Source organism: Nocardia sputi (genome assembly GCF_023501985.1).
Map to the genome: position 1 here is coordinate 206,587 of NZ_JAMFLC010000002.1, position 26,658 is coordinate 233,244.

Sequence of the window (26,658 nt, forward strand, 5' to 3'; positions counted from 1 at the left end):
AGGTAATGGAAGTGGCGCCGCAATTTCATGACGGGCAGGCCCCGAAACCCTTAGCCCGAGCCGCCCGCAACAGTTCGATGCGCGTGACGCCGCCTCGGCCGCACACCGCGCTGCGACTACCGCGTCCCGCCACAGAAACCGAACCACGGCAGAGGATCTCGCACCGCCCCAACCAGCGAGCCACCCCTGCCACCCGACCGAACCGACACCGAAAGGAGGTATACCGATGAATCCGCTGCAAATGATCTGCGACTGGATGTGCCGCGCCATGGGCAACTGCCCGATGATGTGACCCCCGCCGGGGTGGCGCCGGCCATCGTGCAGGCACCACCCCGGGCCGGACAATGCTCAGCAAGGATCGTCGCCGTGGTCAGCGGCGTCACTCCTGTACAGCGAGCCGGTGCCTTCAGCTCGGTGTGATACTGGGGGCGCTGATTCGGAGCAGTTGCGGCCAGCGCGCTGCACCGCCTCGACCGATCACAGACCAGCGGTCAGTCGACCAGGAATGCCGCCGTGCGGGCGGTCCAGGTCTTGATGTCGGCGACCGAGGTCGAAATATGCAGGGTCGCGTTCGGGAGCAGCTCACGCAACTTTTCAGCGGTCGATACCGGGTGCAGGGGGTCGGTGTCCCACGCCAAGATCAATGTCGGGTGGGTGAGTGTGGCGATCTCGGCCGGATCCGGTAGATCTGAGCGCCCTATGCCTCGCAGTATCGGCGCAAGCAACTCGTCGGGAACGTCGGGAACGAACCCGAACTCGGGGTAGTCGGCGAAGATCGGGAGCGGTTCGCCCTCGGCCCACCGGTCCAGCCACGCCGCCGGACCCTCGGAATCGATGGCCGCGGCGGCGTCGGTATACCAATCGCGCGCCTGCCGAGGCCCAGTTTCCCAGGCAACCGGCGGAATCATCAGCACAAGGCGGCGAAACCGCCGCGGCGCGGCGATCGCAGAACGCAGCGCTACATCGGCGCCCAACGACGAACCCACGAAGTCCATCGGTTCGCCGATGCCGACTGCATCCAGTAATCCGAGCAGGTCACGGCTGAAATTCTCGAACAGATAATCCTCGGATCGCGGACGCCCGCTCGACCGGCCGTGGCCCCGATGATCGTAGGTAAGCAACCGGCGACCATCGGCCACCGCCTCGATATCGAACAACTTCAGCCCGCGCACGCCCGCACGGCTGAGCAGCACGCCGTGCGCATACCCGAGGGGCCGCCCGGCTCCCGTGATCCGGTAGGCGATCCGCCCTCCGTCACGTTCGAAGTAACTGTCCTGCAGTGGCATCGGCTACATCCTCACAATTAGGGTTACGGGGTAGGGGTATCACTTTACGCACGTGAGTGGGTAGCGCGAAAGGTCTAGCACCTTCATACAGACGCCGACCAAGGCGCTCGACAACACGAAATGCGCTGGGCGCGCGGCGGATCACTGCGATACAGCGGCGCGATGCCCCGTCATCACAGTCTCGCGGCACACACCAACCGCAGCACCACCGGACAGCCACGTGGTCGACACGCATACACCACATCCTCGGTGGACCCCATCGAAGGACCCCTTCCCCAGTCGCACCCCAGCCGGCTTGACCACATGCCGATCAGCCTTTTCCTTTCGGGCGGAAATCCCTCTTGCGCTATACCCCCATGGGGTATATGTTCTCTCTCGTCCCGCTGACGACGAGAACAGGAAATCGCGATGAACCCCTCGAACCACACTCACCACGCAGGCCACGGCCACCACGCGAACCATGGGGAGGCCCGCGGCGGGTCTATCGCACATGCGACCACCGCTACTCACGGCCACATCGGTCACATCGACCCGAAACCCGCCCACATCGGTCACCACTCTCACGCCGGTCATGACGCCGGCGCGTTCCCGTGCGGGCTGCTGATCACCCAGGACGGGTACTCACTGGATTTGGCGGACAACCTCGTGCAGCCCGGTGAGATCGAGTTCCGGTTCCGAATCCTGGGCCCCGACGGGCAGCCGGTCACCGACTACACCCCGATCCACGACAAAGAACTGCATCTGATCGTGGCCCGCCGCGAACTGACCGGCTTCTGGCATGTGCATCCGCAGCGCGCCGCCGACGGTACCTGGTCGGTGCGGCTGGATCTGACCGAGGCCGGCGCATACCGGGTCTTCACCGATATCGCCCCACGCGAGCTCGGCCGCACCATCACCCTCGGCGCGGATCTTGCCGTCGCAGGAAACTATGCGCCCCTGCCGATCCCGGAACCGGCCCGCACCACCGTGGTCGACGGTTACGAAGTCGAACTGAGCGGCGACCTGGTCGCCGGCGAAGGCCGGCAACTGACCCTCACCGTACGCAAGGACGGAGCGCCGGTCACCGATCTGCAGCCCTACCTCGCGGCGTTCGGCCACCTCGTCGTCCTGCGGGCCGGAGACCTGGCCTACGTCCACGTCCACCCCAACGGGGAACCCGGAGACGGCGTCACCGCCCCCGGCCCCGACATCACCTTCCACACCCTCGTCCCCGGGCCCGGCGTCTACCGCCTGTTCCTCGACTTCAAACATCAAGGAACCGTGCGCACCGCAGCCTTCACACTGCCCACCACAACAACCCACCGCCACCACTGACAACAGAAGTCCGCTACCGGACGCTGTCGCCGCCGGCCGTACGGGTAACGCCACCGGGCCCGTTGGCCGCACCGGCATCGACGAGAAGAGACCGGAAATGCAGCAACAACGACGGCTGCGGATGGCACTCCTGCTGACCGGCATCGCGTTCATCGCCGGGGTATATCCCTTGATCCATCTGTGGCCCGCAGGTTTCCGCTGGCAGCCTGAACAGCCCGAGTACGAGCAGATGATCGCGGTGATCTACGCAGTACTCGGAGTCTTCTTGATCCGAGCCTCCCGCCACCCGCTGGGTCACCTATCCCTCATCTGGTTCACGGTGTGGTCGAGCCTGGCCCACGCTGCGGTCATGACCTGGCATACCGCGCGCGCCCCGAGCGAATGGCAGCACCTGGCGGGTGATATCCCCGTGCTGGTACTCATAGCGATCACCCTCGCCGTGCTGACACCGCGCGCCAAAACCGTGCTGACCCTGGAGAACCGGGAGTAGACGGACCGCGAACCGGCGCCGCTGCGGGATGTCGCGGAGTGTGACTCGCGACCTCGCGCTGGGCCCGCGCCGACAGCGCACGACCGAACCTCCAGCGGCCCGGCAGCTGGCCGAAACCGACGCGCTCCGGGCGGGCGGCCGATCCGGCCGGACTGCTGCGGGCGGAGGTCTGGCCGAGGCGATCCCTGCGGCGACGAGACCGGAGCCGGGGCCGGCCATCCATCGCTGAGCGTCGCGTGACGGTCAGCGGTCGCTGGTGGGCAGTTCGATGGTGAATTGTGAGCCCTGTCCGGGTCCGTCGCTGTGGGCCCGGATCCGGCCGTGGTGGGCTTCGACGAGGGCGCGGGTGATGGTCAGGCCGATGCCGCTGCCGCCGTGGCGGCGGTCTCGGGCGGTATCGGCCCGGTAGAAGCGGTCGAAGAGGTGGTCGAGATGGTCGGGAGCGATACCTTCTCCGGTGTCAGTGACGGTGATTTCGACGTGCCGGTGCGCTACTCGCCGGGTACTGACGGTGACCATGCCTCCGCGAGGGGTGTGACGCAGGGCGTTGTCGAGCAGGTTGCCCAGTACCTGGCCGAGCCGGTCGGGGTCGACGGACACGGCGGCGGAGTCCGGGATGTGGGAGCGGAGCGCGACGCTTTTGTTGTCGTAGCGTTCCTTCGCGGCCTGCACCGCGTGGGTGACCAGCGTCGCGGTGGTCGTGGGCACCGGCCGGATCCGGGTGAGGTGTTCCTCGGCGCTCAAGACGGCGGTGATGTCTTCGACGAGGCGTTCGAGTCGGCGGGTCGCCGAGCGCAGGACCTGTCGGGTGTCGTCGTCCAAAGTGCGGACGCCGTCTTCGAGTGCTTCGACGTAGGAGTCGAGTGTGGCTATCGGGGTGCGCATTTCGTGGCCGAGGTCGGCCAGCATTCTGCGGCGGGTGGTTTCGGTGGCGTCGAGCCGGCGGGCGAGTTCGTTGACGGTGACGGCGAGTTCGTCGAATTCGCGGCCGAGCCCGGGGCTGTGGACGCGGGTGTCGTAGCGTCCGCTCGCGATCCGGGCGGTGGAGGTGGTCACGGCGACCAGCGAACGCTGGACGCGGCGGGTGATGTACCAGCTCACCGCCAAGGCCAGCAGGACCGCGATCGCGACCGCCAGACCCCAGGCGAGCACGATCGCCTGCGTGAAGGCTTGCTCGACGTGAGCCGCCTGGCTCGAGTCGTGGATACCGGCCTGACCGAGGTGGTCGTGGAAGATACCGGGCGCCAACGCCGAAGCGACCAGCCAGGCAGTGACGGCGCATCCGATCACCACCACGGTCAGGGCGACGAACAGGCGGGTTCCGAAACTCGACCCTGCCGCGCGCTCGGCCGCCGCCGGGGCGGTATCGGGTTCGCGGGACCGGGTGTTCATGCTCCGCTACCCATCCGGTAGCCGACACCGCGAACGGTGCGTACATAGCGGCCGCGGCCAGCGTCGTCGCCGAGTTTGCGGCGCAGATGGCCGATGTGTACATCGACCAGGTGCTCGTCCCCGATCCAGCTCGGGCCCCAGACGGCGCCGATCAGCTGGGCCCGGGTGAGCACGACACCGGGATCGCGCGCCAGGGCGGCCAGGACGTCGAACTCGGTACGGGTGAGCGCCACCGGCACCCCGTCGACGGTGACCTCACGTCCGTCGACGTCGATGGCCAGGTCGCCGAACACGCGGGTCCGGGGTGCCGTGGCCGAGCCCGCCGACCGGCTGGTGCCGGTGCGTGGGCGGCGCATCATGGCCTGGACGCGGGCCATCAACTCGCGGGGACTGAACGGTTTGGTGAGGTAGTCATCGGCGCCGACCGACAACCCGATCAGGGTATCGACTTCCTCGGCACGAGCAGTGAGCATCACGACGTAGGCATCGGAGAAGGTGCGCAGTTGCCGGCACACCTCGACCCCGTCCAGACCCGGCAGCCCCAGGTCGAGAACCACAACATCCGGATCGACCTCCCGGGCGAGCGAGACAGCATCGTGGCCGTCGCCGGTGATCGTGGCATCGAACCCGTCGCGTTCCAGATAGCTGCCGACCAGACTCGCCAACGCCGCCTCGTCCTCGACAACCATGGCGCGCAGGCCGGTGGGCGGGCGCTGCGCGGGCGCGGTGTCGGGGGCCGGTGCGGGGGTGCGGGGAGCGGAGGCCATGGTGTTCATCTTCACCGGACCACAACGGCGCAGACGCCGCGGTACGGCTTCTTGAGCAAATCTTCATACGACCTCTACCGCAGTACCGGGACAGCCACACCAGGCTGGGCACCCGAACTCGAGGACAGGAGGCGAGGATGATGACCAGCTGGGTAAGTCAGGCCGGCTGGGCGGGATGGACCGTCATGGTCGTGTGCATGCTCGTGTTCTGGGTCGCGGTGATCTACCTGATGGCAGCACTGTTCCGCACCGACCGGACGGGCGATTCGGCGCACCCCACCGATGCCGATCCGCTGCGGGTGCTGGAATCGCGTTTCGCGCGCGGGGACATCGACGCCGACGAGTTCTTCGCGCGCCGCAAGCTACTAGCGCAGACCTTCGAGACCGCCGACGGCAACGACCGTAAGGGAAACGTTCGTGGGTGAGCTGAGCCGCCGGTCCTTCCTGGTCGGGTCTGCGCTCGCCGGCGCCGGAGTTTTGGCGGCCTGCGCCGGGTCGGGTTCGCTGGGAGGTTCGCCGGTCACGGCGTCCTCGCCGATCGTGCGACGTCTCGAACAGCAGCGCCGGACTCCCGGCCAGCCGGTGGTGTCGGCCAGTCTGACACCGCGCCCGGTGGACGTGGATCTGGGCGGTCGCATCGTCTCGACCTGGGGCTACGACCAGAACCTTCCCGGGCCGCTGATACGGGCGCGGGCCGGGGATCTGCTGCGGGTGCAGGTCCACAACCGCCTGGAGGTGCCGACCAGTGTGCACTGGCACGGCATCGCGCTGAGCAACGACATGGACGGCGTGCCCGGGCTGACACAGGACCCGATCGCGGTCGGCGCGGGGTTCACCTACGAGTTCACCGTGCCGGACGCCGGCACCCACTTCTACCATTCCCATTCCGGGCTTCAGCTCGACCGCGGCCTCTATGGCGCCCTGATCATCGACGATCCGCACGAGCCCGGCGGGTACGACCACGACTGGGTCGTGATACTCGACGATTGGCTCGACGGCACCGGCCGCACTCCCGACGATGTCGCCCGCCAACTCGGCATCGGCGCCGGCACCGCGGGCGACACGAGCAGCCCCGGGATGAGCGGGATGGACCACGGATCCATGGACGGCATGGACATGGGCCAGGAGACGATGCGCTCACCGCTGCTCGGCGGCGCCGGTGACGTCACCTATCCGCACTTCCTGGTCAGTGGCCGGGTCCCGCAGGATCCGATGGTGTGGACCGGCGCACCGCGGCAGCGGGCGCGGATCCGGTTCGTCAACGCCGGCGCGGACACCGCCTTCCGCGTCGCCCTCGGCGGTCACCGCATGACGGTCACCCACACCGACGGCTTCCCCGTCGTGCCCCGGGACACCGACGCTCTGCTGATCGGCATGGGTGAGCGGTTCGACGTACTCGTCACCCTCGGCGACGGAGTGTTCCCGCTGTTCGCCCAGGCAGAAGGGAAAACCGGGCACGGGCAGGCCGTCGTGCGCACCGCCACCGGCGCGCTGCCGCCGCAGTCCCGCCCCGGCGAACTCGACCGGGAGGTGCTGCTGGGCACCGATCTGTCACCACGGGAGCAGGTGCGCCTGGCAGCCATAGACAGCGACCGCTACCTCAGTGCCGATATGGGCGGAACCATGTCACCGTATCGATGGACTCTCAATGGCCGGGCCCATCCCGACAGCGAACCGCTGGAAGTACGGGAGGGCCAACGGGTACGGATGCGGCTGCGCAACATGTCGGACATGTTCCATCCGATGCACCTGCACGGGCGCACGTTCGCCCTCATCGACAGCGGGGTACGCAAAGACACCGTCACAATCCGCCCGATGCGCACCGTCGAGATCGAATTCGACGCCGATAACCCCGGCCAATGGGCCATGCACTGCCACAACGCCTACCACCAAGAGGCCGGAATGATGACCACCGTTTCCTACCGAACCTAGCCCCGGCACACGCGACGGGCCGAGCCCGACCGCTGGTTCACCTGTTCTGCGACTCTTCGAGGAAAGGATCTACTCATGAACAAAACCAAAAAGACCCTCGCCATCGGCGCCACCGCGCTCGCGGTGACATTCACCGCGGCCGCCTGCGGCGACTCCGACACCGACACCACCACCGCCACAACCCCGAGCGCCGCGATATCGGCAACAACCCCGGCCGCCGAGGACACCGCAGCCCACAACGATGCCGATGTGATGTTCGCGCAAATGATGATCCCGCATCACACCCAGGCCATCGAGATGAGCGACATGATCCTGGCCAAACAAGGCATTCCCGAACCGGTGACCGCCCTGGCAAACCAGATCAAAGCCGCCCAGGGCCCAGAAATCGACCAGCTGACCACCTGGCTCGGCCAATGGGGCGAACCCACTCAGATGCCCAGCCCCAGCGCTATGCCCGGTCACGACATACCCGAGACGGAAGGAATGGAAGGGATGATGAGCGAAGAGGACATGCAGGCCCTGTCCGACGCGCAAGGCACCGAGGCCGCCCAACTGTTCCTCAACCAGATGATCGCCCACCACGAAGGCGCCATCGACATGGCACAAACCGAAATCGAGGACGGACAGTTCCCCGATGCCGTCCAGATGGCCCGCACGATCGTCGACACCCAGCAGCAAGAAATCGACACCATGCGCCAACTGCTGACCACCCTGTAGCCGCTGTAGCCGCTCTGGCCCGTTACCGCAGCGCCCCGACCAGGCAGGAGGCCTCTCGATGTCGCATCCCGAGCACCGGCACCCCAACCCGGCCCCGGCGCCGGCGCCCACTGGGCACGACCACGGCATGTCCGCACAAAACCCACCACCAGATACTCAGGACCGGCACGCCGGCCACGGCGAACACCTCGCCCACGTCGGGCACGACGACCATCCCGGACACGGGGAGGGCGGTGAGCATGATCGGCATGCCGGGCACGGGACACACAGGGAAATGTTCCGCCGCCGGTTCTGGATCAGCCTGATCCTGTCGGTGCCGGTAGTCGGGTTCAGCCATATGGTCGCCGAACTGCTGGGCTACCACCTGCCGGAATTCCCCGGTGCCTCGTGGATCCCGCCGGTCCTGGGCACGGTGATCTTTGTCTACGGCGGGATGCCGTTCCTCACCGGCGGCTGGACCGAGCTACGTTCCCGCCGGCCCGGGATGATGCTGCTGATCGCCATGGCGATCACGGTCGCGTTCGTCGCTTCCTGGGTCACCACGCTCGGGATCGGCGGGTTCGAGCTGGACTTCTGGTGGGAACTGGCCCTGCTCATCGTCATCATGTTGCTGGGGCACTGGCTGGAGATGCGGGCGCTGGGTTCGGCGTCCGGGGCACTCGACGCCCTGGCCGCGATGCTGCCCGATACCGCAGAGAAAATCAGCGATGACGGTATCGCCGAGGTGCCGCTGACCGAGCTGTCCCGTGGTGACCTGGTTCTGGTGCGTGCCGGGGCGCGGGTACCCGCCGACGGCACTGTCACCGACGGCCGCGCCGAGGTCGACGAATCGATGATCACCGGTGAGTCGAAAACCGTGAGCCGCGATATCGGCGAGACCGTGGTCGCCGGCACCGTCGCCACCGACAGCGCCCTGCGGGTGCGGATCACCGCGATCGGCGAGGACACCGCCCTGGCCGGTATCCAGCGCATGGTCGCCGACGCCCAAGCCTCCTCCTCCCGCGCCCAGGCGCTGGCGGACAAAGCCGCCGCATTCCTGTTCTATTTCGCCGCCGGCACCGGTGTACTGACTTTCGTGATCTGGGCGTTGCTCGGCAATCTCGACGAGGCGGTGGTGCGCACGGTGACCGTCCTCGTCATCGCCTGTCCCCACGCCCTGGGCCTGGCGATCCCGCTGGTCATCGCGATCTCCACCGAACGCGCCGCAAAAGCCGGAGTACTAGTCAAAGACCGACTCGCGCTCGAACACATGCGCACCGTCGATGTCGTGCTGTTCGACAAAACCGGCACCCTGACCCAGGGCCGCCACCAGCTCACCGGGCTCACCGCCACCACCGGTACGAGCGAAGAGCATCTGCTCGCGCTCGCCGCGGCCGTCGAAGCCGATAGCGAACACCCCCTCGCGCGGGCCATCGTGGCCGCAGCCGAAACCCGCGTCCCGGAGTCGGAACAGCTGACCGCCGGCGATTTCCGTTCGCTGCCCGGCCGCGGGGTACGCGCCCGGGTCGCCGGCACCGAGGTCACCGTCGGTGGTCCGGCCATGCTCGCCGATTCCGGGCTGCCGGTACCCGACGATGTCACCACCGTCACCCACGGCTGGGTACAACGCGGCGCCTCGGTGCTGCACATCGTCCACGGTGATCGTGTGCTCGGCGCCGTCGCCCTCGAAGACGCCGTCCGCGACGAATCCCGCCGCGCCATCGACGCGTTGCACGCCCGCGGCGTCAAAGTCGCGATGATCACCGGCGACGCCCGTCAGGTCGCCGACGCCGTCGCCGCCGACCTCGGAATCGACGAGGTGTTCGCCGAAGTACTGCCCGAACACAAAGACGCGAAGGTCACCGAATTGCACAACCGCGGGCACAAGGTCGCGATGGTGGGTGACGGTGTCAACGATGCTCCCGCGCTGGCCCGCGCCGATGTCGGGGTGGCGATCGGCGCGGGTACCGATGTCGCCATCGAGTCCGCCGGAGTCGTCCTCGCCGCGAACGACCCCCGCGCGGTGCTGTCGATCATCGAACTGTCCCACGCCAGCTACCGGAAAATGTGGCAGAACCTGCTCTGGGCCACCGGCTACAACGTCATTGCCGTTCCGCTGGCCGCGGGTGTGCTGGCCTTCGCCGGTATCGCGATCTCTCCCGCCGTCGCCGCGGTGCTCATGTCGATATCCACCATCGTCGTCGCGCTCAACGCCCAACTGCTGCGCAACCTCGATCTCGACCCTGCCCACCTGACCCACGTCTGACCGCCCATCGATCCGAGAACGACTTTCCTGCCCCGATGCAGAGTTCATCCCGGCGTCCCCGGCCGCGCACCTTCGTTGCCCTGGCAGCCCTCACTGTGCCCGCAAGGCTGTTCCACCACCGAACAACCTGCCGCCTCACCGATCCCGGCCACACCGGCCTCGGCTTCGGTCCCGGGTGTGAAGTTGACACCCCCACTGGACATCTGCACGGTCTACACCTGGCCGCGGAACAGTCCTGGCCGGCACCCACACCGACCTGTTCGCTCTCGCCGCAGACGGGCGCACCACCAAGATCGGCACCTCGGATGACGACTACATGGGACTCACCAGCGTCCCGGGCGCCGATCACCTGTTCACCTCCGGGCACCCGGTTATTGAGCACAGCACCGAATCCCCTGGACTGACCGAAAGCAGCGCCGGCGGCCACACCGGGACACGTAAATCCCTGATCGGACAAGTGAACTTCCACACCTTGGCCACCAACGGCGACCTGTTGATCGGATTCGACGGCGTCACCGGCCTACTCAGCCACGTTGAACTCACATAAACGAACGAGCTTCGGCCAGCAGCGCGTGCCTCTCACCACGAAGAAATGCGGACCGCCGGTCGACCACCATCCCACCCGGGCACATCTCGAACTGGCGCGCATCCCGTCTCAGGACCGGTGGCTGCACACTCGCAATCACGTTGCGATATTCGCCCTCACGGTCGGGCAACACGACCGTCGCGAAGCGTTCGGCCAGGTCGTGCGGGTCATTGTCGCCGCGGCCGGATCCCTGACGGGCCGCTACCAGAGGGAAACACCGGCCGTGCCTGCGTCGGAATTCGCCAGCCCATTCCGCCCCACCTGATCTCGCGGCCTTGCTGGACACTGACACGGTTCGCCTGCCTTGACCGCAGTGGACAGCCGTGCTGGGTGGTGCGATCGAGCGGATCACCGATCTCAGAGCACCACCTTCGCGAGGTTTTCGTTTACATGAATAAGAAAGTTTGGTTGGCCGTAGAATTGCGGAACGAGTACGACCCGCCTCGCGTCGCGGCGACCGCCACTGACCCGAGCCCGTTCGACAGCAGCACTTCTCGGGCCGGCGTTCGTCGCGGCGATCGCGTATGTCGATCCCGGCAACGTCGCGTCCAACATCAGCGCAGGCGCACAGTTCGGCTACCTGCTGGTGTGGGTGATCGTGGCAGCGAATGCGATGGCCGGGCTGGTCCAATTCCTTTCCGCGAAGTTGGGGCTGGTCACGGGCCGCACGCTTCCGGAGATGGTGCGGGAGCGGGCGAGTACTCCGGTGCGGCTTGCGTACTGGGCACAGGCCGAAACCGTCGCGATGGCAACCGATCTCGCCGAAGTGGTGGGCGGGGCGATCGCCTTGAAGCTGTTGTTCGATCTACCCCTCATCGTGGGCGGGGTCATCACAGGCATCGTGTCGATGCGCCAGTACGCCAGTGACAGCTCGGTCCAGCCCGCGACCAGCGTGACCGTGGTGGCGCGCGGCGGATTGTGGCGCCTTCACCGATCAAGCCGATACCGGAACGAGCCAATCACCGCAGTACTCACGGATGCCCAGTCCCAACGTGGCGCGACATCCCGGAATCCCACTATCCAGTCGAGTGGCCGTGCGCGGCGTAGGGCTGCTCCGGCCCGACCCGGGCACTGCTCGTTAGACAGGTGCATCCAGCCCGCCTGAACTGCGGCCCTATTCGGATTTGCGGGCCAGGACGCGGAACACGACACCGCCGCGACCGGTGCGGGCGTAGTGCTCGATGGTGAATCCCGCGGCGGTGAGGTAGCCGACCGGTTCCCTGGTCAGGTAGTCCGCGGCGAACCGTACCGCGAGCGGCTCCAGCGTTCGCATCGCCGCCGCGATCGGTCGAGCACGGGCTGGGCCGTGCTCGACCGCGACGAAGACACCGCCCGGGCGTAGTACCCGCCACGCCGCCGCTGCGGCGGCGCCCGGATCGGGGATCGTGCAGAACGTGTAGGTCGAGACCACCGAATCCGCCGACGCCGCAGGAAGATCGAGCTGTTGGGCATCACCCTGACGCAACTCCACCGGCACCGCCGCCGACCGGGCGCGCGCGAGATCGAGCATCCGCTCGGACAACTCCACACCGATCACTCGCGTGACACCGGCACCATAAAGCGGCAGGTTCAACCCGCTGCCCACACCGATCTCGACCACTTCCCCGCGGGCTTCTCCGATCGCCCACTGGCGGGCATCACCGAGTAGCAGGCGTTCCGACCAGCCGATCTGCCGGTCGTAGCCGGCCGCGAGGCGATCGAAAATCCTCTCCACACGGTCCAGTTCACCGTTGGTTGCGTCACCGGACATGACACAAACTCAACCAGCCGGCCGGGGCTCACGCATCAGGGTGAACCCCGAAATATCGCAGGCCACTGACATGGACCCGGGTATGCCACCGCATCCCTGCGCCAGCACCGCAGTGGCGCGGATTGCGGTCAGCGCCGCACCCAGGGCACCGAACGCCCCGGGCCGGGATCACCACAACACCATCGCCGGGAACTCCGCCGACCGTGATCACCGTGCATGCGCGCGGCCGGGTGAGCACATCGCCATGTAGCAACTCCATCACGGCGGGCGACGGCCCCAGGGAAGCCGTGGCGGAATCGGGGGTTTCTCGGCGGACGGCGCTTGCCTCTTTCTCCGGCGTCCGGTCCCCCGCTGTGGCGAGGGTCCTATTTCACTAATACCCAGGGGGGTATATCTTGGACGCCGATGGTTGATACCCCCGGGGGTATCAGGAACGCAGGACTGGCGCAGGCTGGGAGGGCAGAGAACATGACGGAGACGACGACGGACCGGCCGCCGAGTACGGCTACGGCTAGCCCCGGTCAGACGAGGGCGGGGGTGCTCGCGCGGCTGGGATCTGTGATGGCCGGTCGTGCGCGGGTGGTGTTCGGGGTGTGGCTGGTGGTGCTGGTCGCGCTGGGTGCTGCGGCGCCCGCTGTGTTCAGTTCGTTGGCCGGTGCGGGGTGGCAGGCCAACGGTTCGGAATCGGTGCAGGTCCGGGAGTTGGCGCAGCAGCATTTCGGCGGCAATTCCTCGGCAGCCGTGCAGGTGGTGGTGCATTCCGATACCGCACAGCTCTCCGATCCGCAGATGCAGACGGTGCTGGACGAGGTGTCGACGGTATTCGCCGGTGATTCCCGGTTCGGGCAGGTGATCGACCCGCAGCCGGGGATGACGATCAGCCCGGACGGGCATACCGGCATTCTGATCGCGGGGGCGAACGCCTCGGCCGATGGCATGGTCCGGGCTGTCGACGAACACAAAGCGGCGCTGACGGCGCTCTCGGGCGAGGGTGTCGAGGTGTATCCGACGGGGGCTTCGGCGTTGTGGAGTGATTTCAACGAGGCCAATCACGACGCGATGATCCAGGCGGAGCTGTTTTCGTGGCCGGTCACGCTGTTGATCATGGTGCTGGCGTTCGGTTCGCTGGTCGCGGCGGGTTTGCCGCTGTTGTTGACCGTGGCCGGGTTGGTGGCTTCGGCCGGTGGGCTGGTGTTGCTGAATCAGGTGACCCCGATTTCGGTGTGGGCGATGAACTTCGCGATGATGTTCGCTCTCGCGCTGGGTATCGACTATGCGCTGTTCATGGTGGCCCGGTTCCGTGATGCGTTGGGCAAGACCGCTGATGCGCGGCGAGCGGTCGCCGAGACGATGACCACCGCGGGTAAGGCTGTGGTGTTGTCGGGTTTGACTGTGCTGGTGAGCCTGTCGGCAGTGTTGCTGGTGCCGGCGCCGGCGGTGCGCACGATGGCGGTGGGGATCATGCTCGCGGTCGTGTTCGTTCTGGCCGCGACGCTGACATTACTGCCGGCCGCGCTCGGCGCGCTCGGCAAACGGATCAACGCGGCGGCGTTGCCGTACGCGACCCGTCAGCAGCACCGCTCTCCACGATTCGCCCGGTGGGGGCAGTTGCTGCACGAACGTCCGTGGCCGTTCGCGATCGCGGGCGCGGGGCTGTTGATCGTGCTGGCGCTGCCGGTTCTCGGGTTGAAGGTCGCGATGCCCTCGATCCAGGTGGTGCCCGAGCAGGCGCCGGTGCGGCAAGGCTATGAGCTGGTCCAGCGCCAGCTCGGTGACGGTGCGCCCGGGGCACTGCAGATCATCGCCCCTGCCGGGCAGGCCGACCGCACCGCCGAGGCGGCCGCGGGTGCGGGGATCGCGATGGTGACACCCGCCCAACCGGCCAGTGACGATTCCGGGTGGGTCATGATGCAGGCCTTGCCCGCCACCGACCCCTCCGACGAGCGCATGGGCACGGTGCTGAACGAGCTGCGGGAACGGTTGCCCGACCGAGCCCTGGTCGGCGGCGCGCCCGCGGAGAACCTGGATCTGCAGCAGGCATTGAACGACTACCTGCCGATCGTTGTCTCGGTGATTTTGGTGCTGGGGTTCGTGTTGCTGCTGGTCGCGTTGCAGGCCCCGCTGATCGCCGCGCTGGGGACCCTGGTCAGCCTCGGCTCTACCGCCGCGGCGTTCGGGGTGGCGAAGCTGATCTTCCAGGACGGCCACGGCGCCGGGCTGCTCGGCTTCACTCCCCAAGGATTTCTCGACGGGTGGGGTCCGGTGTTCTTCTTCGCCATGATCTTCGCGATCGCGATGGACTACACCGTGTTCCTGCTGGCCAGCGCGAAAGAACAGTTCGAACGCAGCGGCGATGCTCGGACCGCGGCGGTGGAGGGGCTGGCCAATTCCGGGCGGGTCATCTTCGCGGCGGCGGCGGTCATGGTCGCGGTGTTCTTCACCTTCGCCCTCGCCGAACCGCTGCCGCCGAAGGAAATGGGCATCATCCTCGGTGTCGCGGTCTTGCTGGATGCCCTGATCGTGCGGCTGGTCCTGCTACCGGTCATCCTGCGGCTCACCGGCCGGGCGGCCTGGTGGTCACCAGCCTGGCTACGCCGGGTCCTGCCACGGATCAGTTTCGCCCATCACTAACAGGCCCGATATGTATACCCCAGGGGGGTATTGTGGGTTGTTCGGAAGGCTATGAAGGAGGACGCCGTGGTCGGCGACGAAGACAGCATCACCCAGGTTCTCAACCGGCTGCGCCGGGCGCACGGTCAGCTCGCCGGAGTGATCACCATGATCGAGCAGGGCCGTGACTGCAAAGACGTGGTCACCCAACTCGCCGCGGTCTCGCGCGCCCTGGACCGGGCCGGATTCAAGATACTGGCCACCGGGCTACGGGAATGCCTCGATGAATCGAAGGAATCCGGCGACCCGTTGACCGTGGCCGACCTCGAAAAACTGTTCCTCGCCCTCGCCTGACCGCGGTCACCCCAGCCCGGCCGGAGGGCAGATCCGAGAAAGAGAGATCCATGTCGACCTCACTGCTGAACCGTCGCGACTGGACCATCGCCCGGTTGGTGCCACTGCTGGCCGGGACCCTGGTCCTGGCCGGCACCGCGGCGGCCGCCACGATATCGGCGTGGTGGCTGATCGTGCCGGCGCTCGTCGGCGCCAACCTGCTGCTCTACAGCGCGGTGGGCTGGTGCCCGGCCACGCTGCTCATGCGCCGCGCCGGTATCGCCTCCGGCGCCTGCCCACCGGCCCGTACTTGACCTCTCACGCCGACGAAAGGTAGCTCGTGATGAAATTCGCCCTGTCGACCACACTGCGTATCGGCTTCGACGATGCCGTGGAGGCTGTGCGTGCTGCGCTGTCCGAGCAAGGATTCGGTGTGCTCACCGATATCGATATGGCAGCCACGTTGAAGGCCAAACTCGGCCACGAGATGGAGGACTACCGCATCCTGGGCGCCTGCAACCCACCGCTGGCGCACCGGGCCGTCGGCATCGACCGCCAGATCGGCCTCTTGCTGCCTTGCAACGTCGTGGTGCGTTGCGATCCCGACGACACCGACCTGATCCTCGTCGAAGCCATGAACCCCGACCTCATGGTCGAAGTCACCAGCGACCCGCAACTGCGTCCCGTCGCCGCGGAGGCCACCGCCCGCTTGACTGCCGCACTCGAAACTCTCGACCGCAACGCCTGACCACGCCCTTCCCCGTGGGCCAATGTGGCCCCTGGCATCGCTCAGGGGGCTCGGGGCGTGGGCCGGCCGGATGCTGTTCAGTGGCATGCCGGCCCCATCTGCGAGGTCATGGTGTCCATGTGCTCGGCCATGTCGCTGAGCGCCCCAGCGGGTGAGCCCGCGACGAATCCGAGGGTGAGCACGGCGAGCACTCCGGCCGCGGCCGACGCGGCGATCACCGAAGCCCGGGAGCGGTTGCGGTGCGGTTTCGCCGATGCGTTCGCGGCCGGCAGATCGCTGGTCAGGTCGCTGAGTTCACCGATGGTTTTCGCGCGGTAGGCCGCGTCGAGACGGTCGGTGTACTCCGCGAGCGTCAACCGACCGGTGCCGACCTCGGCCTGCAGGTGGGCGGCCACCCGCTCCCGGTCGCCGTCACCCGCACGTACCCATGGCCGCGCGCGGTAGGGTTCGGTCACCTGTCTCATCTACTCTCGCTGGGTGATTCGGTGCCGTCCTGATCGCGTAGCGACCGTAGCTCTGCACGCGGCTCGGCGAGTTCACCCTCGACGCCTGCCGGTTTCGCACCCATCCGGCAGCTGCCACGGCGCATCGGCCGGATACAGCAGAAATAGGTGAGCGTCACCGCGGCCGCCGCCAGTGCGGCCGCGAGCCAGGTCGACATCACAGCACCTTGCCCTCGCGTCGCTCGGCCTTGAGCTGCTGGACTTCCGCGCGCATCCGGGCGATTTCCTGCTTCGCGGCATCGTCGGCCGCGCGGTCGTCGTGGGTGCGCATTCCCGGACCGCGCATCATGAACCACATCATCAGGCCCATGCCGACGGGGCAGGCCAGCACGGCGAGGGTGACAAGGAGTGATTCCATCGCAAATCTCCTGCTACTGGGGCATCTTGGGACACATGCCGCATTCCGCCAGGCCTAGCATCATCAGCTGGCAGTTCCACCAGGACGCCAGGTTCGCCATCATGTTCGGTGCCATTTGTTTGTCTCCTTTGTCGGGTGTTCATTTGTTCCGGCTCGTCTACCGAGCCTGGTCTTGTTGCTGCTCTTGGCTTTTGCCGAGGGCGAGCACGATGGCGCGGGCGAGTACGTCGCGTTCCTTGGCCAGGACCGCGTTCGTGGCGCGCAGTCGCTCGAGTTCTGTTCGCTCGCTGTCCCCGAGGGGGCGACTGTTACCGTGCCGAGCCGCACCAGGGCGAACATCGCCACGAGCATCGACGGCCGAAGGCGGCTCGGAGGTGGTTGTGGCGCGGAATCGCCGCAGTCGCAAGCTGTTCGAGACCACGAACACGCTGGAGAAAGCCATCGCCGAGCCGGCGATGAGCGGGTTCAGCAGCCCGATCGCGGCCAGTGGCAGCGCGGCGACGTTGTAGGCGAAGGCCCAGAACAGATTGCCCTTGATAGTACGCAGGGTTCGGCGCGCCAACCGGATCGCGTCGACTGCCGCCATCAAATCACCACGGACCAGGGTCAGGTCCGAGGCTTCGATGGCGACGTCGGTGCCGGTGCCCATGGCCAGCCCGAGGTCGGCTCGGGCGAGCGCGGCGGCGTCGTTGACGCCGTCGCCGACCATCGCCACGACCCGGCCCTCGTCTTGCAGTTGCTTGACGATGTCGACCTTGTCCTTGGGCAGTACCTCGGCGATCACCTCGGTAATGCCGACCTCGGCGGCGATCGCCCGCGCGGCGGTGCTGTTGTCACCGGTGAGCAGGACCGGTCGCAGCCCGAGCGCGCGCAACCCGCGAACCGCCTGCGCCGAAGTCGGTTTGACGGTATCGGCGACGACCAGCACTGCCTGGGCGGTGCCCTCCCACGCGACGACGACCGCGGTACGTCCCTGGGACTCGGCACGCTCCTTGACCGCCCGCAGGCCGGCCGGAAGTTCGATGCCGCGTTGCCCGAGCAGGGTCGTGCGGCCTACCAGCACGGCGCGGCCGTCGGCGGTGCCCTGCACTCCGAGGCCCTCGAGATTCGCGAAGTCCGCCACGGCGGGCAGTGCACCGACTCGTTCGGCGGCGCCGCTGGCGATGGCCCTGGCGATCGGATGTTCGGACGCATCTTCCAGCGCTCCAGCCAGCCGCAGGACTTCGGTCTCGTCGACCTCGGCCCCCGCATGGACCTGAAGGAGGGTCATTTTGCCGGTGGTGACGGTGCCGGTCTTGTCCAAGACTACGGTGTCGATGCGGCGGGTCGATTCCAGTACCTCCGGGCCCTTGATCAGGATGCCGAGCTGCGCGGCCCGTCCGGTGCCGACCAAAAGCGCTGTGGGCGTGGCCAATCCGAGACCACACGGGCACGCGATGATCAATACGGCGACCGCCGTGCTGAACGCGAACGCCACCCCGGCGCCGACCGCGAACCAGATCAGCAGGGTGCCGATCGCGAGGGCGATGACGATCGGCACGAACACCGCGGACACCCGGTCAGCGAGGCGCTGGACCTGCGCTTTGCCGTTCTGCGCCTCCTCGACCAGCTTCGCCATCTGCGCCAGCTGGGTGTCCGCGCCGATTCGGGTCGCGCGCACCACGAGACGGCCGCCCGCGTTGACCGTGGCGCCGACCACCGGATCACCGGGGCCGACCTCCACCGGCATCGACTCACCGGTCAGCATGCTGGCATCGACCGCGGAATTGCCGTCGGAGACCACACCGTCGGTGGCGATCTTCTCACCGGGTCGCACCACGAATCGGTCACCGACGCCCAGCTGGTCGATCGGGATCCGCTCCTCGCGGCCATCGCGCAGGACGGCGACGTCTTTCGCGCCCAGCTCCAGCAGCGCCCGCAACGCCGCACCTACCCGGCGGCGGGCTCGGGCTTCGAAGAACCGGCCCGCCAGGATCGCCGTGGTCAGGACCGCGGCTACTTCCAGGTAGATGTTCTGTCCGGCCATTCCGCGTTCCACGGTGAGTGAGAAGCTGTGCCGCAGACCCGGAGTTCCGGCGTCGCCGAGGAACAGTGCGAACAGTGACCAGCCGAACGCGGCGAGTACTCCCACCGAGATCAGGGTGTCCATGGTGGCGGTGGCGTGTTTGAGGTTCGCCCAGGCCGCGCGATGGAACGGCCACGCGCCCCACACCACCACCGGTGCGGCCAAGGTCAGCGACAACCACTGCCAGTTGGTGAACTGCAGCGGCGGCACCATCGCCAGCACCGTCACCGGCACCGCCAGCACGAGCGAAACGAGCATCCGCTGCCGCACCGAGCGCGTGTGCTCGTCGTACTCGTCGACGTCATCAGCCCCGCAGGGAACCGCAGCCGTCTGCGACCTTGGGATCGTCGCCGTGTAGCCGGCCTCGGCGACCGCGTCGATCAAATCCGACTCCGGCACCGTCTCGGGGTAGCTGACCTTGGCCTTGCCGGTCGCGAAGTTCACCGTCGCTGTCACACCGTCGAGCTTGGCCAGCCTGCGTTCGATCCGCGGCGGGCACGACGCACACGTCATCCCCGCGATCGACAGCTCCACCTGCCGCACACCGGCAGGCGGCTGGTCGGTGACCTCACTCATCTGTCATCCTCGCCGTGCTCAATGGTTGCGCTTCGCTTTCGGCGGTCGAGCATCAGCCGACCAACTCGAAACCGGCCTCGGTCACGGCCGCCCGCACCTCGTCCTCGCCCACCGGTCCCTCGCTGGTGACCACGACCCTGCCGGAGTCCACGTCGACATCGACACCGCGCACGCCGGCGACGCTCAGCAGTTCCCGCGTGACCGAATTCGCGCAATGCCCGCAGGTCATGCCACGCACCGTGTAGGTGGCTTCACTCATCGCCACTCCCTTCGGAGATCGCTGCGCTCGCGTGTTCGGCGAGCTCTGACACCATCATGAACCTTCCAGTACGATGGAATGTCAAGGGCGAATGTGCACGGATTTCAACTGCGATACGGGAGGTGTGATGAGAATCGGTGAACTGGCCACGGCCAGCGGTCTCACCGCCAAGACCATCCGCTTCTACGAGCAGGAGGGGCTCATGCCCAAACCCGCCCGGACCCCGGGCGGCTACCGGGACTACAGCGACGACCACATCGCCCGGTTGCAGTTCATCCGCCGCGCCCAGGCCGCCGGGCTCTCCCTCGCCGCAGCCCGCCAGGTGCTGACCATCGTCGACCACGGCGACACACCCTGCGGCCATGTCGAACAGATCCTCAGCTCGCGCCTGGATCAGGTGCGAGCCCAGATCGCCGAACTCATCACCCTCGAAACTCACCTCGAATCCCTGCTGGCCACCGCCCGGCGCGGGCCCACCGCCACCGAACATGACCAGGCCGCCGTGTGCTGGATCCTGGAATCCGACGCTCAGCCTTCTGCGTAGGCCAGTTCGGTGAGCACACCGAAGCCTTGGCCTTCGGCGGGCTTCCAGGCCAGCTCACCGCGGTAGAACCGCTGCAGAAACCCGATGCCCTGGTGGTAGCAGAACACCGACGACTCGACACCGACGATGCCGCCGGTGTCGGTGAACAACGGGAGCTCGGCGAGCAGGTATCGCACGGCGCAGCGCAGTTGATCATCGGTCGCCGCGCTGCCCGCCGGAAGCCGGTTCTCCAGCACCCACCGGGACGCTTCCAAGCACTCGCCCGGAAGTCCTGGGCATGGTCGAACAGCCTCTGCGCCTGGTCGAGCAGGTGCCGGTATCGCGGATTCGCATCGAGTTCCGACCAGCCGAGGATCAGTCGCTGCGGATCGCTCACACCCACGTCGGTGAGCGCCCGCGCGATCTTGTTGCGCACATACTGTCCCTGGCGGCGCGCCTTGTGCGCGGCCCGCTGCGGCGGATATCCCAGCGCTTCCAGGGTGTGTGCCGCGGGCAGGTCAGGGACGAAGAAGTGCGCCGCGTCGAACTCGGCGAAACCCCAGCGGGCCAGATCGATGATCCGGTCGGTGGTGAAGTAGCTGTTGAACGGGCTGATCCCGAAACAAGCATGCGCTCGGCGCGCCACCGGCGCGTGACAATGGATCGACAGCGGCTGCACGTGGAAGGACAAGGGCGGGCCTTTCGGTGGATCACCAATTCGGCACCACCAGGACCGGGCGGGTTCGGCGGCGCGATGTCGCCCACAGAATGAACCTTCCACCGAAGGGGAAGGTCAAGCCCGGATGCGCAAGACCCCGCCTCCTACTACACGCTCCGTAGTCGGTTAGTACTATCGGCGGGGTGACCGCCACCTTGCCCTCGCGCACCGTATGCGCGCGACTGCTCGTGGTGTTGGCGGCGCTCGGGGGAATCGCGCTGGCGCACGGACTCCAGTGCGAGGACGGCATGCCCGCAATGTCAGCGCCCATGTCGATGACGCATTCGATAATGCAATCCGCGCAGACAACCGGCGGCGCTGCTGACCAGATGGATCAGCTGGTTGCTGGCACACTGCCCGCGGTGAAGACGGTCGGCGATGCGGTCGGCGAACCGATGACTCTCGGCGGAATACTTGCCGCCTGCATGGTCGTGGTCCTCACCTGGTTGGCGATCTCGACGCTGCGCCTGCGGCAAACTTCGGCCGTGCTGGTCTGCCCGATCCGGGCTGGGCCCACACGCGCGGCCCGAGCGGCGTCACCGAGAGCGCCCACTCTCGCGCAGCTCTGCGTGCTCCGGACATAGGAGAAACCAAGGCCCCCATCCCGGCCCTTACCGCGGACCGGTCGGTGGTCCTGCGCGTCTTCCTATGTCCACCTTTGCATTCCAGGAGCCTTTGTGAATCTCTTTGCCATCCTCACCACCGGCCTGTTCGCCGGTGGCATCTCGTGCGCCGCCGTCCAGGGCGGCCTCCTGACCGGCTTGATCAGCCGACAACGCACCACCACCAACGAAACCGTCGACGCACTCGCACCCACAACCTCCACCGGGAACGACAGCGCCGCTGCGGCCGGACCCGCCCGATGGTCGACCCAATTGGCCGACGACCTCGCCCCCGTCGGCGGATTCCTCGCCGGAAAACTCTTGTCCCACACACTGTTCGGCGCCCTCCTCGGAACGCTCGGCGGTGCCGTCCAACTGTCCCTCGGGATGCGCACCTGGCTGCAGATCGGCGCCGGGCTGCTGATCGTGACCTTCGCACTCGCCCAACTCGGCGTCCCCGGCTTCCGCCGCATCGTGATCGAACCACCCGCCGCCTGGACACAGCTGGTCCGCAACCAGGCCCGCTCCCAGGCGGCCCTCGCGCCCGCGCTCCTCGGCCTGGCCACCCTCCTCATCCCGTGCGGGGTAACCCTGTCGGTTGCCGCGCTCGCACTCGCCTCCGGCTCACCGCTGCAGGGCGCGGCAACCATGGCGGTGTTCGTACTCGGCACCGGACCGCTGTTCGCGCTCCTGGGATACGCCGCCCGCGTCGCCGCGACCGCATGGCGCGGACGGCTCGCCCTGGCCACCGGCCTGGTCGTGCTCGCCATGGGTTTCTACACCCTCAACGGCGGACTCGAACTCGCCGGTTCCCCGCTCGCGGCCAGCCGGATCACCGCTGCGCTCGGACCGGCGGGCCCCGTTCCGGACGCGGCGGCCGCCACGGTCGTCGACGGCGCGCAAACGGTGACGATCACTGCCCGCACCGGTTCCTACAGCCCCCACAACATCGAAGCCACCGCCGGGATACCGACGACACTGGTGATCAAGTCGGACAACGCATCCGGCTGCGTCCGATACCTGGTCATCCCCGACCGGGGAATCGAGAAGGTTCTGCCGGTCAAGGGTGAGACCCGCGTCGACCTCGGCGTACTCGAGCCGGGAAGGCTCGACTACACCTGCGGGATGGGCATGTACTCCGGCATCATCATCATCGCCTGAAAGGACCACGAACAGAGATGACCACCAGCACACACGAATTCCGCGTCGAAGGCATGCACTGCGCCAGCTGCGCACTACTCGTCGACGACACCCTCGACGACTTACCCGGCGTCCGCAACACGCAGACAACCATGAAAAAGGGCCGCACTGCGGTCGAACTCGACACCGGCTCGACAACCCTCGCCGAGGTCATCGAGGCCATCGAAAAGTTGGGCTACACAGCGACTCTCGTGTCCTGAACCCTTCAGGTCACCGCACCCGGCGGCCACCGGTCCGTCAGCAGGTCCGCCTCGACCTGCTGACGGACCCACAGCACCAACACCGCGGCCACCACCAGAACCCGGACAGCGCGACGCCACCGTGTCGACACCGCAACCTCTAGCCAATGACCCGACACGGCGCCCACGACGGCATGTGCGCCTGACTGATCGCAGAACACCCACAGCTGCCGTGCTGCCCGATGGTATTGGTGGATCACCTCATCGACCTCGAAGGCACCCAGCTCTCCGGTCCGGAACCGGTCCACCGCTTCTCCCACGGCGGCGACCAACTCACCCTGCCGCGCCTCGTGGTAAGCGGCGACCTGCTCACGGGCAGCCCGTCGTTCGGCCTTCGTGTTCACTGCACTCACGCTACCGCCGATTCGAACACCTTACTTTGCGGCTCGGGCAGCTTCAGGATTTCTGGGCCAGGTTGGACGGTGACCGCGCCCTGCCAGCTGCCGGGCGCGGTGCTCGCGCGCCCGGCACCGGTAGGTAGCGACGCCCCAGGCGGGTTGCGCGCGCGGTCGTCGTTGTCGCTCACAATGCTGGTTGCCGTGCGCGTTCCGGGCGAAGGCTGAGCAGGACCAGTACGGCTGCGCCGCAGATGATGTAGGTGTCGGCGAGGTTGAAGGTGGGCCACCAGCCGGTGTGCAGGTAGTCGGTGACGACCCCGTCGGTGGCGCGGTCGAGGAAATTGGCGATCGCTCCCGCCAGGATCACCGCCAGCGGTGGCCACGGTAGCGAAATGGTGTGGCGGGTGGCGCGCCACGTGGCGATGGCGAGCGCGAGGATGATCGCGCCGATACCGGTGAGCAGGACGGCGGCGGGCAAGGCATCGCCGAGGCTGAAGGCGATGCCGGGATTGTGAGCCAACCGCAACTGGATTACCGGCAGGTCGACGCTGCGGTCCCCGGTGAGGCCGCGCTCGGCCCAGGCTTTCAGGCCCAGGTCGAGCGCGGCCAGCACCGCCACCACGGCGGCCGCCGCGGTCAGGCGCGTTCGAGCCGTCAGTGTTCGCGCGGCCGTTGTCACGCCGATGTTCCCGCCGTCGCAGGCTCTGGCAAGGGTGCCGACCGGCCGGCGGGAGTTGTTGCCAGTTGCTTCGTGCGTCCGGCGCGCACGCCGTTGGCGATGACGACGATCTCGGCGAGTTCGTGCACCAGCACCACGGCGGCCAGGCCCAGGATGCCGAACAGGGCCAGCGGGATGAGGATAATGATCAACCCCAACGACAGGCCGACGTTCTGCAGCATGATGGCTCGGGCGTGGCGGGCGTGACCGAACGCTTGGGGCAGGTGGCGCAGGTCTTCGCCCATGAGCGCGACATCGGCGGTTTCGATGGCGACGTCGGTGCCCATGGCGCCCATGGCGATACCGAGGTCGGCGGTGGCCAGGGCCGGGGCGTCGTTGACGCCGTCGCCGACCATGGCGGTCGGGCGCTGGGCGCGCAGTTTCTCGATCAAGCGTGCCTTGTCCTCGGGGCGCAGTTCGGCATATACGTCGTCGATGCCGACCTCGGTGGCCAACGCTGTTGCGGTGGTGTGGTTGTCACCGGTGAGCATGGCGACCTGGTAGCCGTCGCCACGCAGCCGGGAGATGACCTCAGCGGCTTCGGGGCGCAGTTCGTCACGCACAGCGACCGCCCCGATGACACGGCCGTCGTCCTCGACCAAGACGGCCGTCGCCCCGGCGGCCTGCATACGGGTCACCTCGGCGGCCAGCGTGCCCGCGTCCAGCCAGCCCGGACGGCCCAGCCGGACCGAGCGGTCGTCGAGGCGACCGGTGAGTCCGGCGCCGGTGACTGCCTCGACGTCGGTGGCAGCGTCGACGTCGTCGACGGCGGCGAGGATCGCTGCGGCGAGAGGATGTTCGCTGCGCGCCTCCAATGCGGCGGCGACAGTGAGCACGTGCTCGCGGGTGACGCCGTCGATGGTGGCGACGTCGATGACCACCGGCCGGTTGGCGGTCAGTGTGCCGGTCTTATCGAGCGCGACGGTACGGACCGCGCCGAGCGCTTCCAGCGCCGCACCGCCCTTGATGAGCACACCGAGCTTGCTGGCCGCGCCGATCGCGGCCACGACGGTCACCGGTACGGAGATTGCCAGCGCGCACGGGGAGGCGGCCACCAGGACGACCAGCGCGCGTTCGATCCACACCACGGGATCCCCGAGCAGGGCGCCGATTCCGGCGATGAGCGCGGCGGCGATCATGATGCCGGGCACCAACGGTTTGGCGATACGGTCGGCCAGGCGTTGGCCCGCGCCCTTGCGGGACTGCTCGGCCTCGACGATCTTCACGATCCGCGCCAGGGAGTTGTCGGCGGCGGTGGTGGTGACCTCGACCTCGAGCACGCCGGTGCCGTTGATGGAACCGGCGAACACCTCATCACCGGGTCCGGCCTCGGTGGGCACGGACTCACCGGTGATCGCGGAAACGTCCAGCGCGGTGCGCCCGGAGGTGATGAGGCCGTCGGTGGCGAGGCGTTCACCGGGTTTGACCAGCATCCGGTCCCCGATGCGCAATTCGCTGGGATGGACGGTGGTTTCGGTGCCCCCGCGCAGCACGGTCGCGGTGTCGGGGACGAGCCCGAGCAAGGCGCGCAGCCCGCGGCGGGTCCGCGCGATCGAGTACTCCTCGAGGCCCTCGCTGACCGAGAACAGGAACGCCAGCATCGCGGCCTCGCCGACCTCACCCAGCGCGACGGCACCGATCGCGGCGATGGTCATCAGGGTGCCGACACCGATCTTGCCCCGGGCCAGTCGTTTGAGAGTGTTCGGGACGAAGGTGTAGGCGCCGGCCAGCAGTGCCGCCCACTGCAGCACGGTCGCCGCGAGGTCGGGTCCGCCGGTCCAGCCGAGGATCCAGGACGCCACCAGGAACACACCGGACACAGCCGCCCAGCGCAGTTCGTCGACCTGCCAGAACTTTTCGGGTTCGTGTTCTTCGGCGTCTTCGCCGGTGGTCGGTTCGTCGTGGCCGCAGCCACAGGCGTCGCTCATCAGGCGTTCTCCTTCGAATCAATGCTCGTCATCGGGGTCTCGATCGCGGGGGTGGTCGGGGCGGGGGTGCCGTAGTTGGGGCACAGCGCGACCGCCTCGCCCGTGGCGGCCAGCAGGGTCTCGGCCGCGGCGAACAGGTCCAGCAGTTCCGGGCGCGCCAGGGCGTAGAAGACCTGGCGGCCTTCGGGGCGTCCGGTGATCAGCTGACAGTCACGCAGACAGGCCAGGTGCGAGGACACCGTGGACTGCGGCAGCTCGAGCGCACGGGTCAGATCGACCACGCGGGCCTCACCGTGGGCAAGGTGGCGCGCGATCGCCAGCCGGGTGGGGTCGGACAGGCTGTGGAACAGGGCCACCGCACCGGCGAGCTCGTGGCGCGCCGACGCGTCGACCGAAGGGCTTTTCATCGACATGACCCGATGATAGCCTACGAACCAGATTGATCGGCAATAGTTGATGAC

Annotated in this window: 30 protein-coding genes and 1 pseudogene; 17 read left to right on the top strand and 14 right to left on the bottom strand. The window is 67.6% G+C overall.

Features of this window, described 5'->3' with window-relative positions; translation table 11 throughout:
* Positions 1-491: 491 nt before the first annotated feature.
* On the bottom strand, positions 492-1,286 hold the full coding sequence (locus tag M8859_RS03475; RefSeq protein ID WP_249643787.1) for an alpha/beta fold hydrolase: 795 nt from the start codon (positions 1,284-1,286) through the stop codon (positions 492-494).
* Between the two features lie 408 nt (positions 1,287-1,694).
* Here M8859_RS03475 and M8859_RS03480 point away from each other — a divergent pair, with 408 nt between their 5' ends.
* Together M8859_RS03480 and M8859_RS03485 are read left to right on the top strand one after the other, a co-directional pair.
* A complete protein-coding gene (locus tag M8859_RS03480) occupies positions 1,695-2,600 on the top strand; it encodes a DUF8832 domain-containing protein (RefSeq protein WP_249643788.1) in 906 nt (301 codons plus the stop codon).
* 97 nt (positions 2,601-2,697) lie between these two features.
* Positions 2,698-3,090, top strand: a complete 393-nt coding sequence (locus tag M8859_RS03485) for a DUF6632 domain-containing protein (RefSeq protein WP_249643789.1) — start codon at positions 2,698-2,700, stop codon at positions 3,088-3,090.
* 243 nt (positions 3,091-3,333) lie between these two features.
* Here the strand turns inward: M8859_RS03485 and M8859_RS03490 are convergent, their stop codons facing one another.
* Together M8859_RS03490 and M8859_RS03495 are read right to left on the bottom strand one after the other, a co-directional pair.
* Positions 3,334-4,482 carry a sensor histidine kinase gene (locus M8859_RS03490; protein ID WP_249643790.1) on the bottom strand — a complete coding sequence of 383 codons (1,149 nt, stop codon included), beginning with the start codon at positions 4,480-4,482 and terminating at the stop codon, positions 3,334-3,336.
* Positions 4,479-5,249 (bottom strand): response regulator, encoded by a 771-nt coding sequence (locus tag M8859_RS03495; protein ID WP_372492837.1) that lies wholly within the window; start codon positions 5,247-5,249, stop codon positions 4,479-4,481. Before M8859_RS03495 ends, M8859_RS03490 begins: the two co-directional genes overlap by 4 nt.
* Before the next feature lie 137 nt (positions 5,250-5,386).
* Between M8859_RS03495 and M8859_RS03500 the strand changes: the two genes are divergently transcribed.
* The 7 genes from M8859_RS03500 to M8859_RS37915 all read left to right on the top strand — a co-directional run bounded on the left by M8859_RS03500 (position 5,387) and on the right by M8859_RS37915 (position 11,834).
* Positions 5,387-5,674, top strand: a complete 288-nt coding sequence (locus M8859_RS03500; protein ID WP_249643791.1) for an SHOCT domain-containing protein — start codon at positions 5,387-5,389, stop codon at positions 5,672-5,674.
* Entirely contained in the window at positions 5,667-7,181 is a 1,515-nt protein-coding gene (locus M8859_RS03505; protein WP_249643792.1) for a multicopper oxidase family protein, read from the top strand. The genes M8859_RS03500 and M8859_RS03505 overlap by 8 nt, the downstream gene beginning before the upstream one ends.
* A gap of 75 nt (positions 7,182-7,256) precedes the next feature.
* Positions 7,257-7,898 carry a DUF305 domain-containing protein gene (locus M8859_RS03510; RefSeq protein WP_249643793.1) on the top strand — a complete coding sequence of 214 codons (642 nt, stop codon included), beginning with the start codon at positions 7,257-7,259 and terminating at the stop codon, positions 7,896-7,898.
* 58 nt (positions 7,899-7,956) lie between these two features.
* Positions 7,957-10,143 carry a copper-translocating P-type ATPase gene (locus M8859_RS03515; RefSeq protein WP_372492838.1) on the top strand — a complete coding sequence of 729 codons (2,187 nt, stop codon included), beginning with the start codon at positions 7,957-7,959 and terminating at the stop codon, positions 10,141-10,143.
* A 316-nt stretch (positions 10,144-10,459) separates the two neighbouring features.
* A complete protein-coding gene (locus tag M8859_RS03520; protein WP_249643794.1) occupies positions 10,460-10,690 on the top strand; it encodes a hypothetical protein in 231 nt (76 codons plus the stop codon).
* Between the two features lie 25 nt (positions 10,691-10,715).
* Positions 10,716-10,994 (top strand): DUF3703 domain-containing protein, encoded by a 279-nt coding sequence (locus M8859_RS03525; RefSeq protein ID WP_372492851.1) that lies wholly within the window; start codon positions 10,716-10,718, stop codon positions 10,992-10,994.
* Between the two features lie 198 nt (positions 10,995-11,192).
* Entirely contained in the window at positions 11,193-11,834 is a 642-nt protein-coding gene (locus M8859_RS37915) for an Nramp family divalent metal transporter (RefSeq protein ID WP_504928412.1), read from the top strand.
* Between the two features lie 9 nt (positions 11,835-11,843).
* Here the strand turns inward: M8859_RS37915 and M8859_RS03535 are convergent, their stop codons facing one another.
* Positions 11,844-12,479: a class I SAM-dependent methyltransferase gene (locus M8859_RS03535; RefSeq protein ID WP_249643795.1), complete on the bottom strand. Its 636-nt coding sequence runs from the start codon at positions 12,477-12,479 to the stop codon at positions 11,844-11,846.
* A 468-nt stretch (positions 12,480-12,947) separates the two neighbouring features.
* Here M8859_RS03535 and M8859_RS03540 point away from each other — a divergent pair, with 468 nt between their 5' ends.
* The 4 genes from M8859_RS03540 to M8859_RS03555 all read left to right on the top strand — a co-directional run bounded on the left by M8859_RS03540 (position 12,948) and on the right by M8859_RS03555 (position 16,170).
* A complete protein-coding gene (locus M8859_RS03540; RefSeq protein ID WP_249643796.1) occupies positions 12,948-15,110 on the top strand; it encodes an MMPL family transporter in 2,163 nt (720 codons plus the stop codon).
* 66 nt (positions 15,111-15,176) lie between these two features.
* The gene (locus tag M8859_RS03545; protein WP_249643909.1) at positions 15,177-15,443 is read left to right on the top strand and encodes a metal-sensitive transcriptional regulator; all 267 of its coding nucleotides are present in this window, start codon (positions 15,177-15,179) and stop codon (positions 15,441-15,443) included.
* Between the two features lie 50 nt (positions 15,444-15,493).
* On the top strand, positions 15,494-15,736 hold the full coding sequence (locus tag M8859_RS03550; protein ID WP_249643797.1) for a YgaP family membrane protein: 243 nt from the start codon (positions 15,494-15,496) through the stop codon (positions 15,734-15,736).
* Between the two features lie 29 nt (positions 15,737-15,765).
* Complete coding sequence (locus M8859_RS03555) at positions 15,766-16,170, top strand: DUF302 domain-containing protein (protein WP_249643798.1); 405 nt, start codon at positions 15,766-15,768, stop codon at positions 16,168-16,170.
* 77 nt (positions 16,171-16,247) lie between these two features.
* Here the strand turns inward: M8859_RS03555 and M8859_RS03560 are convergent, their stop codons facing one another.
* From M8859_RS03560 to M8859_RS03580, 5 genes are all read right to left on the bottom strand, one after another.
* Positions 16,248-16,625: a DUF1707 SHOCT-like domain-containing protein gene (locus M8859_RS03560; RefSeq protein WP_249643799.1), complete on the bottom strand. Its 378-nt coding sequence runs from the start codon at positions 16,623-16,625 to the stop codon at positions 16,248-16,250.
* Between the two features lie 5 nt (positions 16,626-16,630).
* Positions 16,631-16,831 carry a hypothetical protein gene (locus tag M8859_RS03565; RefSeq protein ID WP_249643800.1) on the bottom strand — a complete coding sequence of 67 codons (201 nt, stop codon included), beginning with the start codon at positions 16,829-16,831 and terminating at the stop codon, positions 16,631-16,633.
* On the bottom strand, positions 16,831-17,031 hold the full coding sequence (locus tag M8859_RS03570; RefSeq protein ID WP_249643801.1) for a hypothetical protein: 201 nt from the start codon (positions 17,029-17,031) through the stop codon (positions 16,831-16,833). The genes M8859_RS03565 and M8859_RS03570 overlap by 1 nt, the downstream gene beginning before the upstream one ends.
* A 157-nt stretch (positions 17,032-17,188) precedes the next feature.
* Positions 17,189-19,672, bottom strand: coding sequence for a heavy metal translocating P-type ATPase (locus tag M8859_RS03575; protein ID WP_249643802.1), 2,484 nt, complete (start codon positions 19,670-19,672; stop codon positions 17,189-17,191).
* A gap of 52 nt (positions 19,673-19,724) precedes the next feature.
* Positions 19,725-19,931, bottom strand: a complete 207-nt coding sequence (locus M8859_RS03580; RefSeq protein WP_249643803.1) for a heavy-metal-associated domain-containing protein — start codon at positions 19,929-19,931, stop codon at positions 19,725-19,727.
* Positions 19,932-20,058: 127 nt separating this feature from the next.
* Here M8859_RS03580 and M8859_RS03585 point away from each other — a divergent pair, with 127 nt between their 5' ends.
* Complete coding sequence (locus tag M8859_RS03585; protein ID WP_249643804.1) at positions 20,059-20,475, top strand: heavy metal-responsive transcriptional regulator; 417 nt, start codon at positions 20,059-20,061, stop codon at positions 20,473-20,475.
* On the opposite strand, the pseudogene M8859_RS37490 reads toward M8859_RS03585, so the two are convergent.
* Positions 20,460-21,235: pseudogene (locus M8859_RS37490) on the bottom strand (tRNA-dependent cyclodipeptide synthase). The gene M8859_RS03585 and the pseudogene M8859_RS37490 sit on opposite strands and share 16 nt — an antisense overlap.
* Positions 21,236-21,315: 80 nt before the next feature.
* On the opposite strand from M8859_RS37490, the gene M8859_RS03600 reads away from it, so the two are divergent.
* The 3 genes from M8859_RS03600 (at position 21,316) to M8859_RS03610 (ending at position 23,174) form a co-directional block, all read left to right on the top strand.
* On the top strand, positions 21,316-21,756 hold the full coding sequence (locus M8859_RS03600; RefSeq protein ID WP_249643807.1) for a hypothetical protein: 441 nt from the start codon (positions 21,316-21,318) through the stop codon (positions 21,754-21,756).
* A gap of 93 nt (positions 21,757-21,849) precedes the next feature.
* Positions 21,850-22,935: an urease accessory protein UreH domain-containing protein gene (locus M8859_RS37185; RefSeq protein ID WP_249643808.1), complete on the top strand. Its 1,086-nt coding sequence runs from the start codon at positions 21,850-21,852 to the stop codon at positions 22,933-22,935.
* Between the two features lie 17 nt (positions 22,936-22,952).
* Positions 22,953-23,174: a cation transporter gene (locus M8859_RS03610; RefSeq protein WP_249643809.1), complete on the top strand. Its 222-nt coding sequence runs from the start codon at positions 22,953-22,955 to the stop codon at positions 23,172-23,174.
* Positions 23,175-23,179: 5 nt separating this feature from the next.
* On the opposite strand, the gene M8859_RS03615 is transcribed toward M8859_RS03610, so the two are convergent.
* The 4 genes from M8859_RS03615 to M8859_RS03630 all read right to left on the bottom strand — a co-directional run bounded on the left by M8859_RS03615 (position 23,180) and on the right by M8859_RS03630 (position 26,610).
* Positions 23,180-23,557: a hypothetical protein gene (locus tag M8859_RS03615; protein ID WP_249643810.1), complete on the bottom strand. Its 378-nt coding sequence runs from the start codon at positions 23,555-23,557 to the stop codon at positions 23,180-23,182.
* A gap of 178 nt (positions 23,558-23,735) precedes the next feature.
* Positions 23,736-24,230, bottom strand: a complete 495-nt coding sequence (gene lspA, locus M8859_RS03620) for a signal peptidase II (RefSeq protein WP_249643811.1) — start codon at positions 24,228-24,230, stop codon at positions 23,736-23,738.
* A complete protein-coding gene (locus tag M8859_RS03625; protein ID WP_249643812.1) occupies positions 24,227-26,197 on the bottom strand; it encodes a heavy metal translocating P-type ATPase in 1,971 nt (656 codons plus the stop codon). Before M8859_RS03625 ends, lspA begins: the two co-directional genes overlap by 4 nt.
* Positions 26,197-26,610, bottom strand: coding sequence for an ArsR/SmtB family transcription factor (locus M8859_RS03630; RefSeq protein WP_249643813.1), 414 nt, complete (start codon positions 26,608-26,610; stop codon positions 26,197-26,199). Before M8859_RS03630 ends, M8859_RS03625 begins: the two co-directional genes overlap by 1 nt.
* Between the last annotated feature and the right edge of the window lie 48 nt (positions 26,611-26,658).